A 14,165-nucleotide genomic window follows, 5' to 3' on the forward strand; every position below is an offset into this window, starting at 1 on the left:
GTTTTATTCCGTTTTCATCAGGCGCAGAAGGAATTGAATTGAGCATGTGGAAGAAGTATAGAAGTACTGTTCTTGTGGGAAACTAACGGAAAGGCAGATATCTAGGGTGTGTTCTTCGTTACTCGGTTTTATGCACCTAGTCCATGGGTATGTATGCATATGCCCCCAATTAGGATAGATCATGCAAGTAATCTTGGAGAAAACTTGACTTATATTAGGGTAAGAGTATAATAAAAGTACGTTAATTATATTGATTACAAATAGATAATTAATCTAACAATAAAATGATAGGAGGATGTAGTATGAAAAATATTTCAGAAGTATTGAATCTACAAATCGCGAACTGGACCGTGCTGTATACGAAGCTTCACAACTATCATTGGTATGTAAAAGGAAATCAATTCTTTACACTGCATGCAAAATTCGAAGAGTTCTATACAGAAGCGTCGCTGCATATTGACGAGTTAGCTGAACGCCTGCTGGCTCTAAAGGGAGCGCCGGTTGCTACACTAGGCGAATCGCTTAAACTCGCATCCATTAAAGAAGCCACGAATAAAGAAGATGCGCGTGAGATGGTACAGACGCTCATCAATGACTTTGAGAAGATCAATGAAGAGTTGAAGGAAGGTATGGAGTTAGCTGATAAAGAAGGAGATGAAGTCACAGGCGATATGCTGCTTGCGATTCATTCTTCGCTCGAGAAGCACATTTGGATGCTGACGTCCTTTCTTGGCTAATACAAGATGATATAATGTGATGGATAGCGGAGTATGCAGAAGCAGCTCCGCTTTTTTTATTAAACAAATATAGACAAGAAATTGTTGATTTACCATACAGATGAAATCATGTATGCTTTTCGTGGCTGTTCTCTTTATAACCTCCTTTGTATGGTGTTAGGAGGATTTTTATACCTTTTCATCATCTAAGATGATACAAAAGCAAACGAAAAGCAGGTGGGGTATGAGGAAGTTTGTCATCGTGACTGATTCCTGCTGCGATTTACCTAAAGAGGTCGTGGCAAAGGAATCCATTGATTATGTAAGTCTAATTGGAGTATGCAATGATGGAGAGTATCAGGACGATTTTGGTCAGACGCTTACGCACGAATCATTCTATGAGCGCATGGCGCAAGGTGAGCAGTTTACCACATCGCAGCCATCTACACAGGATTTCTGCGAGATGTTTACTCGATATGCAAGCCAGGAAGTCGACGTTATCTATCTGGGTGTTTCCTCCGGGTTAAGCGGGACGTGCGGCGGAGCGGCAGTGGCCAAAGCGATGGTGCAGGAAGAGTATCCCGCTGCAGTAATTCATCTCGTGGATACGCGTACCGCTTCGCTAGGACAAGGTATTCTTGTACTTGAAGCATTAGCGCTGCAGAAGTCAGGAAAGCTGGCTGATGAGATTGTTGAAGCGATTACGGAGAAGGTTAGACGATTCCGTACGTATATGACGGTCAATGACCTTGGACATCTCGTACGTGGCGGCCGCTTGACGAAGCTGCAGGCGGCCATCGGGGGATTGCTGAATGTGAAACCGATGCTGCGGTTGACGGAGGAAGGAAAGGTAGAGGTGTTGACACGGATTCGTGGACGTAAAAAAGCGTTGACATATTTGGTTGAGCGTATTGTAGATGAGATTAAGCATGCTCAAGGGCAGGTTATTTCGATTTCGCATGGACACTGTCTTGAAGATGCATTAGAAATTAAAAGAATGGTTCTAGAACGCGTGCAGGTGAAAGATGTACTTGTACATTTTATAGGCCCGGTGGTTGGTGTATATGGCGGCGTGGGAGCGCTTGCGGTATCCTTTGCCGAATAATAATAAACGCCCGGAAAACAAATGCGACTGTTTTCCGGGCTTTTTTATTTATCACATCTTTTGTCAGCAAATATGCTTATTTGTGCTCCTCATGCCCTGTAGTGGCAAAGGAATACAGCAGAAAAGGAGAAGAAATCAACAATACCATAAATAAAGAAACTTCGATTGCATATACACTCATCGGGTCTCCACCCCTTAATTGAAAATAATTATTATCTTCAATTATAAAGTGACCGTTCATTCAGGTCAATAAAAATCCGCCTATTTTTAACTTTTTACTTCCCAATGGAGCTGGAGAGGATTATAATATGTATATGTAGTTTTCCCTTAGGCAAAAAAATTAGCCTTGAACAAAAATGAAAATCATTCTTAATTAGATGACGATATGCTGCTGTCCTTACCGGACAGCAGCATTCGTGCTTTCTATAGTAAAAATGAGAGTTATTATCATAATCAAGAGGTGAGCAAAAATGAATGAAGCGAAGTCTACGGATACAAAGCTGTTGTCGGTGCAGCATGAAAGCGGACAGATGAAGTGGAAGCAGACGCTTACGCGGCATGGAGAAGGGATTGCGGCCATAGCATGTGGTGTATTAACCTTTGGTGCGTGGATGGCGCAAGCAAATGAAGTCGCTTTGTCTTTTACACTGTATCTGCTCGCTTACTGTATCGGGGGATATGTAAAAGCCAAAGAAGGGTTGCTTACCCTCGTTAAAGAAAGGGAGCTTGATGTCAACCTGCTCATGCTTTTGGCCGCGATTGGGGCAGCGAGCATCGGATATTGGTTTGAAGGAGCGGTTCTTATCTTTATTTTTGCTTTGAGCGGTGCGTTGGAGAGTTATACGATGGAGCGCAGCTATCGGGATATTGCCTCCTTGATGGATTTAAAGCCCGAGACGGCTCTATTGTATAAAGACGGGGAAGAGAAGCGGGTGCGTATCGAAGAGCTTACGGTAGGAGATCGTGTGATTGTCAAGCCGGGAGAGCGCATTCCCGCTGATGGTGTGATTCAGGAAGGCGCTTCGTCCATTAACCAAGCATCAATCACAGGTGAATCCATTCCGGTGGAGAAAGAAGCAGGGAACGGGGTATTTGCAGGGACATTGAACGGAGAAGGATCATTACTTATTGAAGTGACAAGTGAAAGTGAAGCAAGCTTGTTTTCAAAGATTATACGGCTTGTACAGGATGCCCAGAGTGAAATGCCACCCTCGCAGCAGTTCATCGAACGTTTCGAAGGCGGATACGCCAAAACCATTATCGGTATTACATTGTTGCTGATGACAATTCCGCATTATGCATTAGGCTGGACATGGGAAGAGACGCTGTATCGGGCTATGGTATTTCTTGTAGTAGCTTCGCCGTGTGCATTGGTTGCCTCTATTATGCCTGCGATGCTGTCAGCCATCTCCAGCAGTGCTCGTAAAGGTCTGCTCTTTAAGGGGGGAGCCCATCTAGAAAATCTGGCGGGGATTCAAGTCATCGCTTTTGATAAAACCGGCACCCTGACATCTGGGCGTCCCGAGGTTACGGATATTGTTTCCCTTCAGCCATCATATAGTGAAGAAGAGCTATTATGGATCGCAGGCTCCATTGAAAGCCTGTCTGAACATCCAATTGGGAAAGCGATAGAGGAACGCGCTCGGCAAGCAGGAAAACCGTTGCAAAAGCCGAAGCACTTAAAGGCTGTAACAGGGTTTGGCGTAGTGGCAGAATTCGAAGGACAGATGTGGAAGATAGGAAAGGAAGCATTTATAGATGCTGACGCGTGTATAGAGGCAGCAAAGAAGGCGGCGCAGCTTGAGCGCGCAGGCAAGACCGTTATCTTTATACAGAACGAGCAGGGGATTGCAGGGATGCTGGCAATGCAGGATACGCTTCGTCCTGAAGCGGTGGAGACGATCGCACAGTTAAAGGCATTGGGCATTATGTCGGTGATGCTAACCGGAGATAATCGTCAGACTGCACAGGCTATTGCTCTAGAAGCGGGCGTTGATGAAGTGTATGCAGAGCTTCTGCCAGAGCAAAAGCTTGCGAGCATCCGAGAGCTGACACAGCGTTACGGCAAGGTAGCCATGATCGGCGACGGAGTCAATGATACGCCAGCACTCGCTGCTGCATCAGTTGGTATTGCTATGGGAAGTGCGGGCAGTGATGCGGCGCTGGAGACGGCAGATCTCGTTTTAATGAACGATGACTTACAGAAGATTCCACTAGCTATTCGTCTAGGTAAAAAGGCCGGCCGCATTATAAAGCAGAATATCGTCTTTTCTCTTAGCGTGATACTTTTATTAATTCTCTCTAATTTCACCCAATCACTTACACTTCCGCTCGGTGTGATCGGGCATGAGGGAAGCACGATTCTCGTTATTTTAAACGGATTACGGCTTTTGAAGGGATAAGGAAAAAAGGAGCTCTGTCCGAGATCGGACGGCTCCTTTTTGTTGTGCTTATCTAAGCTGTAACTGTGGAAGAAAGGCAAGAGGATACAGGTAAAATAATATCGAAGGTTGTGCCAACACCCGGTTCGCTGTAGACTTCAATTTCGCCGTGGTGATTTTTAATTATATTATAGCTGACCATCAGGCCTAAGCCGGTGCCTTTTTCCTTTGTTGTATAAAAAGGTTCACCGAGCTTGTTTATTTTTTCAGGAGAGATGCCGATGCCCTGATCGGAAAAGCGGATCATAATATGATCCTGTGTTTTATGCAGCACCCGTACATGAATCTCTCCGCCGTCAGGCATCGCTTCCAATGCGTTTTTTAAGATATTAATACATACTTGTTTTAGCTGGTTCGCTTCGCAATCAACGAGCGGCAGATCAGGATCATAGCTTGGAATGATTCGAGTTTTCTTCATAATTGCCTGCGTTTCAAATAAGATGATCGTGTGCTGTATAATCTCTTGCAAGGAATTTTTTTTGAACTGTACATGCTGCGGCTTCGCAAGCATGAGAAAGTCGCCAATGATTGTTTCGATCCGGTCTACTTCGGACAGCATAATATTCGAATAGGGACACCGCTTATCATTTCCCTCGTTGACAAGTTGAATGAATCCCTTCAAAACGGTAAGTGGGTTGCGAATTTCATGTGCGACTCCGGCGGCCAGACTTCCAGCGATGGAGAGCGTATCGGCTTTACGCAGCGCATCCTCTGTTTTTTTCTTATCTGTAATGTCGCGAATAACGGCCATGACCGCAGCTTGATGATTGTATTGGATAGAGGTAGCTGCGATGTCGACATCAATGATAGTGCCATCTTTGCAAATAATCTTCTCTTCAATTGGTTCTAAATCGCACTGTCCCTCATGCATACTCTGAATGCGCTGCTTCACTACTTCATGGTAATCAGGATGTACATGATCGAAGAGGGAGGTTCCCACCAGCTCTTGTGCCTCATAACCAAGCATACGCGCTCCTGATTGATTCACAAAAAGACACTTGCTTTGCTGATGAACAATAATGATATCGGGAGAGAGCTCCACGAGTCGCCGATATAGCTGCTCGCTTTCACGTAATTGGCTTTCTTTTTCTTCTAACGCCTGCTTTGAGAGTTGGATGGATGTCAGAGCACGACGGATGACAAAATAGAGTATACATCCGGTGAGCAGGGTAAATACAATCGCTTTTGTGAAATGCATCCAGAATACGATAGATGGCTGTTGCAGTATATTCACGACGATTGTGTCAGATAACATAAGATACATTGTAGAAAATAAGACATAAAGAAGTGGGATTCTATATGGTTTAAAATTGGACGTCATCCTTATTCCTCCGTCTTTTGAACTTGTTCTTTTCAATATTACTATATAGATAGTTTTTATTAGAGTTAAAGTTAGAAAAAGTTTTTTGTATTCATTAGTAAGTGTCGATGAGAAAGATTATAAAGGAAACATCTCTGTCATATATAAAGGGAGAATTCATAGCGGTGTCAAATGGCTGTGTCGGGTACATGCGAGTGTATTTAGATTGAATTGATAGGAAAGGATGTACGATAAACCGTTCTGGAAGGTTTGAGAGCCTGCTTGACCGCAGGCTGGCCTGGCTAGATGGAGAAAAGATACGAGAAGAGGAAGCTTATTGAACAGGTTGTGATGTAAAAGGTTGTTAGAACGATGTAAAAAATATGCATTACTGGCTGCGCTAGCTATGATTTTTTATACGTAAGAAAATAATAATCGTATGGATTAGCTTCGTCCTTGATTCCTTTTTGTTTGGAGACGAGTTTCCATTCTTCCATAGTAATCTCAGGGAAGTACACATCACCAGGAAAGCTGGCATTAATAATAGTAAGGTGGAGCGTATCCACATACGGAAGAAACAGGCGCACAATTTGTGCACCGCCAATTACATCTATGGGCTCGTTAGAAAAACGTTGCAGCACATCCTCTACTGTGTGCATAACTAGGCAGCCATCCGCCTGATAAGCTGGGTTCTTTGTAAGGATGACATTGGTTCGTCCGGGCAGAGGACGTCCGATAGCCTCGAACGTTTTTCTGCCCATGACGATGACATGCCCCATAGTAATATTTTTAAAATGCGTAAGGTCCGCCGGCAAATGCCAGGGAAGCTGATTATCCCTGCCAATAACCCGTTCCTTATCCATAGCGACTACGATGGAAATCATAACAGAACTCCTTACATCGGAATTATTTGCTAGGAACAAGCGGTTTTTTTGTATCGCTCCAGCGCCATTCTTCAAAAATCTTCGCAATGCGCGGCGAGATGCCGTCACCGTATTCTACAGGATATTGGATTTGTACGATAAAATACTGCCCGGCATGCTTGCCAAGCAGCAGGCGGTGGTTCTGTCCGTCTTTTGTGTACATATACGCTTTCTCTGCCCAAGACACATCCGTAGTGCTTTGTTGTTGTGTCTCTTTGTACCCGTATGATTGGATTAATGACAAGACCTTTTGTTCTGTCTGCATATGTGCGGCAGGAAAATATACATGCATGAATGCTTTGTCGTTGCGGAATCCGCCGAAGTTGGCAATAAAGCGTGCGGCACCGCCTTCATCGGAACTCATTGTTTCAGCAATCATATCTGTTGGATAATACGTATAAAATGGCACGTTTTGTTTCTGAAATAAGGCAAGCGTGATTTTCTGTGGCATGCCTTCGATCATGATGGAGCTGTCTTTTGTTTTAGGCAGGTGCTGCTCCTGCTCACCCGGCAGGGGAGGCAGAAGTGCGGGATCGGATGGAGCAACCGGCCGCGGCTTTAATTCCGTGAGCCCGCGCTCTTTTGCAGTTCGTAACATCTGCAGTGCTTCAGCACGTGTGAGCAGATCTTGCCCGCGATAAGATTCAATACTAATGACGCCAGGGATTTTCCCTTGTGCCATTTTCTTTCCAAGCACATAACGAATCGCATTGTTGTTTGTATAGTGTACCCCGTTAGCCGCTGCAAGCAGCTCCGCTACTTTCGTCCGGGTAAGCTTGGTTTGGCGTGCTTGCGTATGCTGAAGACCTGCAAGCGGGTAGCTGAGAGCTTGGGCGTGTTTATAATGAGGATCAGCCCAATGAGTTCCTTCCGTACCCAGGTCTGCTATATACAAACCAATAAGCATGGAGAGGAATTCGGCTTCTGTAACCGGATGATCCGGTTTAAATGTACCGTCCTTGTATCCGGAAATCACATGCTCCTCGACTCCCCACGCAATGGTACCGCTCTTCTGCGCCCAATGCGTAGAGGGGATGTCTGTAAAGCTTGGTGTCTTAGCCGACACATCTCCTCCGGTAAGTAGTGCAGCGGCAATCACTGTAGAAGCGGCAGTACGTATAAACATATGATTCTTCATGTGCAGTCCCCTTCCTATAAGGTTCTTCTTGTTATTTTAGACGAAGATAGAAGAAGCAAGGTTCTTCATTGGAAGGGAAACAAAACTTTATACCTACTGCCTTTCCGCTATGCAGCAGGTTTGCTGCGCAAGCGTACAATGATCCACAGGAATGCGCTCATACCGAGAACGACACCAAGCGCAAGCAGGCCGTAATCATGAACAGCAACGCCAATTTTATCAATATGATGCCCGAATGTTCGGCCAACAACAAAGAATAAAAGCGTCCAAAAAAAACCCATCGTATAGGAGAACAATGCGTATCGCGCATATGACATGCGTCCGATGCCCACAAGATAAGGAACCAGATGACGAACGATCGGGAAGGCGTAGCTGATACATAAGGAATACGAGCCGTATTTGTTAATTAAATCATAGGATTTGGTCAAATATTTATCGATATTTTTTTTCTTCTTTAGTTTATTTAATACAGGCGGCCCCATGATGCGTCCAAGTCCGTAGCCAATGGATAAGCCAGAGACGACACCTAAGTATGTAACCAAAAATGCAGGCACAGGTTCAAGCAACTGTAAGGACGTGACGAATCCGCCGGTCATAACGACAACTTCATCCGGAATCGGCATGCCGACAATGCCCAGCCATAAACAAAAAAACAGAGCGATATATCCATATTGTCCAATAAGTGAAATCAGTGTATCGACGCTCATACAATCCCCCAATGGATTTTACTTTTTCCCCATTATAAGTACTTTTGCACAAGATTGAAAGTTTGCCGACAAATTCCTGGCGTAAGCCACAAAGCGGCAGAAATATGCTACTATGGAAAGAGTTTTTTGTAAAGAAGAGGGAGAGATAGCTATGATGAGTGAACACCTTGTAGAGGAAATGAATAAGCAGATTAATTTTGAATTTTATTCTTCTAATCAGTATCTAGCCATGGCAGCTTATTGTGCAGCAGAAGATTTAGATGGGTTCGCGAACTTTTTTACGGTGCAAGCACAAGAAGAGAACTTTCATGCGATGAAAATCTTCCATTTTCTTAATGCTACCGGAAATCGTGTGCTGATCGATGGGATGGAGGCACCTCGTAACGAGTTTGCATCTGTTGTCGATGTGTTTCGTGCGGCGTATGAGCATGAGCAGGTGGTTACGAAGCGGATTTATCATCTGGCCGATTTGGCGGCACAGGAGAGAGAGCATGCAACGAGCAGCTTCTTGAATTGGTTCATTGATGAACAGATTGAAGAGGAGGCTACATTCAGTAGTATCTTAAAGAAGCTAGAGCGCATAGGCGGAGACGGAAATGCATTGTACATGCTTGATGATGAATTAGGAAAACGGACGTTTGATCCGCAAGAAGCGGAAGGCGTTAAATAATTTTTGAAAAAAATTTGAACGAAATGTTATAACTCCTGAAAAATGTGGGTAATAATTAATCAGCACTACATTTTTGTAAAGGGGTTTTCAACGATGAATTGGGTTGCTAAGCAATGGCATACTGCCTGGGCAAATTACTACGCATCCAAGATTGAGGACCTGGATAAGTACACAGATACGTACAATGATGATGAACGCACTTATCATTCGAAAAAATTTATTACCCATTATGAAGCATTGTACGGAACTGAGCAGCAAGAACAGGTTCATGAAGAATCGATGCGTATGTTCTAAGTGCATGAGCAGGCAGAAAAAAGCATTCGCCACAACATTCATTATGGCGGATGCTTTTTTTGCTGGACTTGCAAAAACCGCGCCAACCTGTTAATATGAAAATAACGAAGTAAACGATACAGCCTGCGATGTGCGTTTCATTTTTTTGTTTCGAACCTTACGATTTACAAGGGAGTCTAATATTACGTTATGGACGCTATGCTTGCTTTGGACAAGACAGCGGAAATAGCTTTGCGGACACCCACCTGCGAGAGCGGGTTTTGAAACATCAGGATGAAACGGCATAGGCGGGGTTTTATAATGAAGCAGAGGACACTTCACAAGACGTGTTCTTTTTTATTGCGTTTTTTTTTCGTATCGTGTAAAAAACTCTCATCCCATGATGAGAGTTTTCTTGTGTCTAAAGGATTATTGCATTACATAATCAACAATCATCATCCCCAGAAAGATAACCATTAAAACACCGAATGAGACGCCAAATCCGAGGGAAGAATCAATTACATCGTTTTGGTTCTTGTCTAAATTCAGGTTTGGATCTGCCATTAGTCACTCACCTCCGTCCTTCCATCATAGCATATGGGAGATGTTTCCGGCTATGTGGGGAAGAGGCAAACAAGTGACAAATCTGCTAGTTTTTAAGTCGTACTATCTTAGTGGTCAAGCAGCGGCTGCAGAATTTTTTCTACTTGCTCCATAGGCAGCACGCCGTCAGCAATATGTACGATGGTGCCGTTCTTGTCAACGAATACATTGGTCGGAAAAGCCATGACCTGATACGTGTTGGCAACTTCCCCACTGCGGTCAAAAAGAACAGGAAACTTCATGCCGAAAAATTGTACGAACTTCTTCGCGTTTTCTTCTTTATCATTGACCGTAACGTTGACTGCAAGAATTTCAAGTTTCCCATCGTATTTATCATACAAGCGCATAAGATCAGGGGTTTCAGCCCGGCAAGGACCGCACCAAGAGGCCCAGAAGTTGATAATTGTCGGCTTTTTAATCTCGGAGAGGCGATACGATTTGCCGTCCAATCCGCTCAGTGTAAAGTCCGGAGCAAGGAAGCCTACGGCTGCTTTTTCTTCCTTTTTTGGTGTGAAGCCCCCGTTCATGTAGACTGAATAGCTGATAAGTCCAACAATGACAATGAGTGCAACGAAAGTTTTTTTCACAAGAGTCACTCCGTTTCTTCACAGGTTGCAAGCAACTATTATTATAGTCTGTGTTACGCGGAGGGAACAGGTCTTAACTCTTAGCGCGTTCGTTTTCGCTTTCGCTTCGTAGTTGTTGTACCGTGCAGGGATTGATGGGCAAGAGCAGGTCGTGGCGTGATAATGCCGTCTGTTCCCAAATCAATCATTTTTTTTATTTCGAGCAAAGTATCGACTTGATAGGGGACAACTTTAAGCTCTTCATTACGGCAGGACGTGAGCAGTTCCCTCGTAACTTCCTGTACTGGGGGATGCAGGTAGGTGCATGCATATTCCTTTGCGTATGTCCAAGGCTCCTTGAGGCGCCCAAAATAAAGAAACGCAATCTCACAGGGGCATCCGTTTCTGCGTAAAAGTTCGAGGCTGAACGGGTTGAAGGTTGAAATAATCACTTGCTTCGCCATTTTATGGCGGCCTACCAATTCCAACACTTTCTGTTCAAGCCCGTTTCGCATAGCAAAAAAATTTTTAAGCTCAATGTTGATCATGATGTTTTTCCCCATAAATCGGGTAAGTACCTCATCAAGCGTAGCGATACGAATACCTTTGAACTTCGCATGCTTCCATATACCAAAATCCATCGCCTTAAGCTGTTTAAGTGTATAATCGCTTATAATTCCTTTATGTCCCGTAATGCGCTGCAGCGTCCAGTCATGGAAGACAACCACATGGCGATCCTTTGTTAGCTGTACATCAAGCTCAATTCCGTTTGCGCCTTCGTCTACAGCGCGTGAGAAGGCAGTGAGCGTATTTTCCGGATGGGTAATAGAAGAACCGCGATGCGCGTAGATCAGAAACATATTATTCATATGGCAAGCAGCCTCGCTTATTTTTCTTGATTTTGTCTGTATAACGTATGCGGCAAAAGCCATACTAATGATAATGATGGACAGTAGCCAAGCGGTAAGGCAACGGACTTTGACTCCGTCATGCGAAGGTTCGAACCCTTCCTGTCCAGTTCCATTCTTACATAGTGCTGTAACAGCGTAAAACAACTGGGCGAAAAGCCTGGTTGTTTGTGTTGGTCTACGATCAAACACATTTGTAAATGTACACAAAAGCCCCAGTATGAGTATACTTAGAATAATGAGATCGGAGGGACAAAGAATGGATACTGCATGGTTTGTAAGATCGTTTCAAGAAGACTATTCCACACTGTATCAACATCGGGATGAAGCGTCAGCACGCCAAGAAATCGATAATCTGCTCTCCCGGCTTCCTCTGCCAAAAAGCGGCCGCGTGCTGGATTTTTGCTGTGGAGATGGACGGCATTCGCGCGCGCTTGCACAGCATGGCTATGAAGTAGTCGGATTTGATTTATCGGAGTATCTGCTTGCTGAAGCAAAAAAGAAAACACAACAGGAAAACATTACGTATTACCGATATGATATGCGGGAAATCCCGTTCGAGGATGAATTTGATGTGTTATTCAATCTGTTTACAAGCTTTGGCTATTTTGAGCAAGATGCGGACAATATCAAGGTGCTGCAGCGGATGAGTCAGGCATTGAAGCCCACGGGTCATTTGGTGATCGATTATTTGAATCCACTATATATCGAAGAGAATCTTGTACCGGAATCCACACGTGAAGCGGAAGGAAAACAAATTGTGGAACGGCGCAAAATCGAGAATGGCTTCGTCATAAAAGAAATTACTATTACAGAGGGTGGGACAACCCGGCAATTCTTTGAACGGGTGCGGTTGTATCACCGTGAAGAGATGAAGTCTATGCTAGAGAGTGTTGGTATTGACGTTACAGAAGTATATGGTGACTATGATTTCCGTCCGTATTCTAAAGACGGGAAGCGGATGATCATCTACGGCCGCTGCCATAAATAAAGGAGCGAAGCGCTGATTTCCCTTAGTGGGGATCAGCTTTTTTTTTATGTGCAAAAATAAAGGAGACCATTCAGGAGCGTCTTAGTTGGGTATAAAAAGAAAGGGAATGTATGACAAGCTTCAGGTAGAGAAGTGGAAAGGATGAGGGCATTCGATGGAGCAGCAATTGCAACTGTTGAGCGCAGGCATGGATACGATTTGGATCGTTCTGGCTGCAGCAATGATTATTCTGATGGAAGGCGGTTTTGCACTGCTAGAAGCAGGGCTTGTGCGCCAGAAGAACTCCGTTAACATTATTATGAAAATATTCGTCGACATTTTATTCGGCGTCTTATGTTTTTTTGCGGTAGGTTTTGCATTTATGCATGGTAAGGACATGCTTGGCAGCATCGGCACCAGCGGTTTCTTTTTGAAAGGGGATCTATCTCATTTAGACCATCCATTCGGCAATGAGACATTCTTTGTACTGCATGCTGCCTTTGTTGTTGCGGTAGTCTCTATCGTCTCCGGGGCAGTAGCTGAGCGAATGGAGTTTAAGGCTTACATCGTCTATGCCATCGTTATGACATCGCTTATTTATCCGATTTCGGGTCATTGGATATGGGGTGGTGGCTGGCTGGCTGATATGGGCATGCGCGATTTTGCAGGTTCAGCGGCTATTCACGCACTTGGCGGCTTTAGTGCATTGGCAGCCGCCTCGGTACTTGGAGCCAGGGTAGATAAATATAAGGAACGAAAAGGAGAGGCGCTAGTTCCATGGAATGTGCCGCTTGCTTCGGTAGGTGCGTTCTTGCTTTGGTTTGGTTGGTTCGGATTTAATGCCGGATCTACGTTGAGCGCTACAGATCCCCGTATCGGACACATCGCACTGACAACGATGCTGGCCTCCGCATCGGGGGGAACGGCCGTAATGTTATATTTACTTTTTCGTTATAACAAGGCAGAAGCAACGATGGTTATTAACGGGACGCTTGCAGGGTTAGTGGGCATTACAGCCGGCAGTGCGTTCGTAACGAATTTTGCTGCGATTTTAATTGGAGCGGTGTGCGGGTTAGCCATGATGTATGCCACAACACTGCTTGATAAATGGGGGATTGATGACCCTGTAGGAGCTTTTCCTGTACATGGTGTTTCAGGCGCTTTGGGAACGATTGCGGTAGGGCTTTTTTCCACAGAAAAAGGGCTTTTATATGGTGATGGATGGGAGCTTTTAGGTGTCCAACTGATTGGTCTAATAGCAATTTGTGCTTGGGGTTATGCCGCAACACGATTGACCTTCTGGCTGATATCAAAAGTCACCTCGCTGCGTGTGCCGGTAAAGCTTGAAAAAGTCGGTTTGGATCTTGCTTGGCATGGTACGATTGCTATGCCTGATGAAGATACGATAGCGATTGAGAAAAAAGAGGAAGAAATTATTAAAGATAAAGAAATAGAAATTAAAAAGGAAAAGGAAGAGATTAAGCAAAGAGAAGACGGGAAAACGGAGAAAACGATCGTCACGGAAGAGGAAACAATAAAAAAAGAGAAATAAAAATGAGGCTGTACAGCCTCGTTTTTATTTGCCTAATTTTGCAATCTCGCCACTGATTTCAATTAATGCTTGAATTGCCTCTAAGGATTGGAATGCAAAGATGGGGAGCGCGACAACATACAGCAATCCTTCGCCAAGCAAGGTAGAAAAACTCATTGCACATCCCCCTCTTTACCAGTATTTTCAGAATATTTTTACTTTGTAGTATAGCAATGATAAACTATTGGTAGGGTAAATACAATAATAACTTGATAAAATGGGATAATAGATATAATGACGATCTGTGTGTGTGA

The 14,165-nt window shown here is 44.2% G+C and carries 15 protein-coding genes, 1 tRNA gene and 1 other RNA gene; 9 read left to right on the top strand and 8 right to left on the bottom strand.

Annotated elements, in window-relative coordinates; all coding sequences use genetic code 11:
- The first annotated feature begins 302 nt into the window (after positions 1-302).
- The 3 genes from AB3351_RS17070 (at position 303) to AB3351_RS17080 (ending at position 4,223) form a co-directional block, all read left to right on the top strand.
- Positions 303-737 carry a Dps family protein gene (locus AB3351_RS17070; protein ID WP_371148355.1) on the top strand — a complete coding sequence of 145 codons (435 nt, stop codon included), beginning with the start codon at positions 303-305 and terminating at the stop codon, positions 735-737.
- Between the two features lie 223 nt (positions 738-960).
- Positions 961-1,821 (top strand): DegV family protein, encoded by an 861-nt coding sequence (locus AB3351_RS17075; protein WP_371148356.1) that lies wholly within the window; start codon positions 961-963, stop codon positions 1,819-1,821.
- 470 nt (positions 1,822-2,291) lie between these two features.
- Entirely contained in the window at positions 2,292-4,223 is a 1,932-nt protein-coding gene (locus tag AB3351_RS17080) for a heavy metal translocating P-type ATPase (RefSeq protein ID WP_371148357.1), read from the top strand.
- A 52-nt stretch (positions 4,224-4,275) separates the two neighbouring features.
- On the opposite strand, the gene AB3351_RS17085 is transcribed toward AB3351_RS17080, so the two are convergent.
- From AB3351_RS17085 to AB3351_RS17100, 4 genes are all read right to left on the bottom strand, one after another.
- Positions 4,276-5,583, bottom strand: a complete 1,308-nt coding sequence (locus tag AB3351_RS17085; protein ID WP_371148358.1) for a PAS domain S-box protein — start codon at positions 5,581-5,583, stop codon at positions 4,276-4,278.
- A gap of 383 nt (positions 5,584-5,966) precedes the next feature.
- Complete coding sequence (locus tag AB3351_RS17090) at positions 5,967-6,446, bottom strand: dihydrofolate reductase (RefSeq protein ID WP_371148359.1); 480 nt, start codon at positions 6,444-6,446, stop codon at positions 5,967-5,969.
- A 22-nt stretch (positions 6,447-6,468) separates the two neighbouring features.
- The gene (locus AB3351_RS17095; RefSeq protein ID WP_371148360.1) at positions 6,469-7,623 is read right to left on the bottom strand and encodes an S-layer homology domain-containing protein; all 1,155 of its coding nucleotides are present in this window, start codon (positions 7,621-7,623) and stop codon (positions 6,469-6,471) included.
- A gap of 107 nt (positions 7,624-7,730) precedes the next feature.
- Positions 7,731-8,330: a DedA family protein gene (locus tag AB3351_RS17100; RefSeq protein ID WP_371148361.1), complete on the bottom strand. Its 600-nt coding sequence runs from the start codon at positions 8,328-8,330 to the stop codon at positions 7,731-7,733.
- A 151-nt stretch (positions 8,331-8,481) separates the two neighbouring features.
- Here AB3351_RS17100 and AB3351_RS17105 point away from each other — a divergent pair, with 151 nt between their 5' ends.
- From AB3351_RS17105 to ssrS, 3 genes are all read left to right on the top strand, one after another.
- The gene (locus AB3351_RS17105; protein WP_371148362.1) at positions 8,482-9,000 is read left to right on the top strand and encodes a ferritin; all 519 of its coding nucleotides are present in this window, start codon (positions 8,482-8,484) and stop codon (positions 8,998-9,000) included.
- Positions 9,001-9,093: 93 nt separating this feature from the next.
- Entirely contained in the window at positions 9,094-9,294 is a 201-nt protein-coding gene (locus AB3351_RS17110) for a hypothetical protein (RefSeq protein WP_371148363.1), read from the top strand.
- 117 nt (positions 9,295-9,411) lie between these two features.
- Positions 9,412-9,592, top strand: a non-coding RNA gene (gene ssrS, locus AB3351_RS17115) — 6S RNA.
- A gap of 110 nt (positions 9,593-9,702) precedes the next feature.
- Here the strand turns inward: ssrS and AB3351_RS17120 are convergent.
- The 3 genes from AB3351_RS17120 to AB3351_RS17130 all read right to left on the bottom strand — a co-directional run bounded on the left by AB3351_RS17120 (position 9,703) and on the right by AB3351_RS17130 (position 11,311).
- Complete coding sequence (locus AB3351_RS17120; RefSeq protein WP_371148364.1) at positions 9,703-9,837, bottom strand: YqzM family protein; 135 nt, start codon at positions 9,835-9,837, stop codon at positions 9,703-9,705.
- Between the two features lie 107 nt (positions 9,838-9,944).
- On the bottom strand, positions 9,945-10,463 hold the full coding sequence (locus AB3351_RS17125; RefSeq protein ID WP_371148365.1) for a TlpA family protein disulfide reductase: 519 nt from the start codon (positions 10,461-10,463) through the stop codon (positions 9,945-9,947).
- A gap of 80 nt (positions 10,464-10,543) precedes the next feature.
- Entirely contained in the window at positions 10,544-11,311 is a 768-nt protein-coding gene (locus AB3351_RS17130) for a glycerophosphodiester phosphodiesterase (protein ID WP_371148366.1), read from the bottom strand.
- A gap of 77 nt (positions 11,312-11,388) precedes the next feature.
- On the opposite strand from AB3351_RS17130, the gene AB3351_RS17135 reads away from it, so the two are divergent.
- The 3 genes from AB3351_RS17135 (at position 11,389) to AB3351_RS17145 (ending at position 13,872) form a co-directional block, all read left to right on the top strand.
- Positions 11,389-11,460, top strand: a tRNA-Gln gene (locus AB3351_RS17135).
- Positions 11,461-11,609: 149 nt separating this feature from the next.
- Positions 11,610-12,341, top strand: a complete 732-nt coding sequence (locus AB3351_RS17140; protein ID WP_371148367.1) for a class I SAM-dependent methyltransferase — start codon at positions 11,610-11,612, stop codon at positions 12,339-12,341.
- 154 nt (positions 12,342-12,495) lie between these two features.
- Entirely contained in the window at positions 12,496-13,872 is a 1,377-nt protein-coding gene (locus tag AB3351_RS17145; protein ID WP_371148368.1) for an ammonium transporter, read from the top strand.
- Between the two features lie 24 nt (positions 13,873-13,896).
- Here the strand turns inward: AB3351_RS17145 and AB3351_RS17150 are convergent, their stop codons facing one another.
- Positions 13,897-14,028, bottom strand: a complete 132-nt coding sequence (locus tag AB3351_RS17150) for a hypothetical protein (protein WP_371148369.1) — start codon at positions 14,026-14,028, stop codon at positions 13,897-13,899.
- Between the last annotated feature and the right edge of the window lie 137 nt (positions 14,029-14,165).

Origin of the sequence: Aneurinibacillus sp. REN35 (assembly GCF_041379945.2) — a bacterium.
Taxonomy (GTDB): Bacteria; Bacillota; Bacilli; order Aneurinibacillales; family Aneurinibacillaceae; genus Aneurinibacillus.

What these genes read in the sequence shown, in the direction of transcription:
- AB3351_RS17070 (WP_371148355.1), top strand. Translation starts at nt 303, where the DNA reads ATGAAAAATATTTCAGAAGTATTGAATCTACAAATCGCGAACTGGACC.
- AB3351_RS17075 (WP_371148356.1), top strand. Translation starts at nt 961, where the DNA reads ATGAGGAAGTTTGTCATCGTGACTGATTCCTGCTGCGATTTACCTAAA.
- AB3351_RS17080 (WP_371148357.1), top strand. Translation starts at nt 2,292, where the DNA reads ATGAATGAAGCGAAGTCTACGGATACAAAGCTGTTGTCGGTGCAGCAT.
- AB3351_RS17085 (WP_371148358.1), bottom strand. Translation starts at nt 5,583, where the DNA reads ATGACGTCCAATTTTAAACCATATAGAATCCCACTTCTTTATGTCTTA.
- AB3351_RS17090 (WP_371148359.1), bottom strand. Translation starts at nt 6,446, where the DNA reads ATGATTTCCATCGTAGTCGCTATGGATAAGGAACGGGTTATTGGCAGG.
- AB3351_RS17095 (WP_371148360.1), bottom strand. Translation starts at nt 7,623, where the DNA reads ATGAAGAATCATATGTTTATACGTACTGCCGCTTCTACAGTGATTGCC.
- AB3351_RS17100 (WP_371148361.1), bottom strand. Translation starts at nt 8,330, where the DNA reads ATGAGCGTCGATACACTGATTTCACTTATTGGACAATATGGATATATC.
- AB3351_RS17105 (WP_371148362.1), top strand. Translation starts at nt 8,482, where the DNA reads ATGATGAGTGAACACCTTGTAGAGGAAATGAATAAGCAGATTAATTTT.
- AB3351_RS17110 (WP_371148363.1), top strand. Translation starts at nt 9,094, where the DNA reads ATGAATTGGGTTGCTAAGCAATGGCATACTGCCTGGGCAAATTACTAC.
- AB3351_RS17120 (WP_371148364.1), bottom strand. Translation starts at nt 9,837, where the DNA reads ATGGCAGATCCAAACCTGAATTTAGACAAGAACCAAAACGATGTAATT.
- AB3351_RS17130 (WP_371148366.1), bottom strand. Translation starts at nt 11,311, where the DNA reads ATGAATAATATGTTTCTGATCTACGCGCATCGCGGTTCTTCTATTACC.
- AB3351_RS17140 (WP_371148367.1), top strand. Translation starts at nt 11,610, where the DNA reads ATGGATACTGCATGGTTTGTAAGATCGTTTCAAGAAGACTATTCCACA.
- AB3351_RS17145 (WP_371148368.1), top strand. Translation starts at nt 12,496, where the DNA reads ATGGAGCAGCAATTGCAACTGTTGAGCGCAGGCATGGATACGATTTGG.
- AB3351_RS17150 (WP_371148369.1), bottom strand. Translation starts at nt 14,028, where the DNA reads ATGAGTTTTTCTACCTTGCTTGGCGAAGGATTGCTGTATGTTGTCGCG.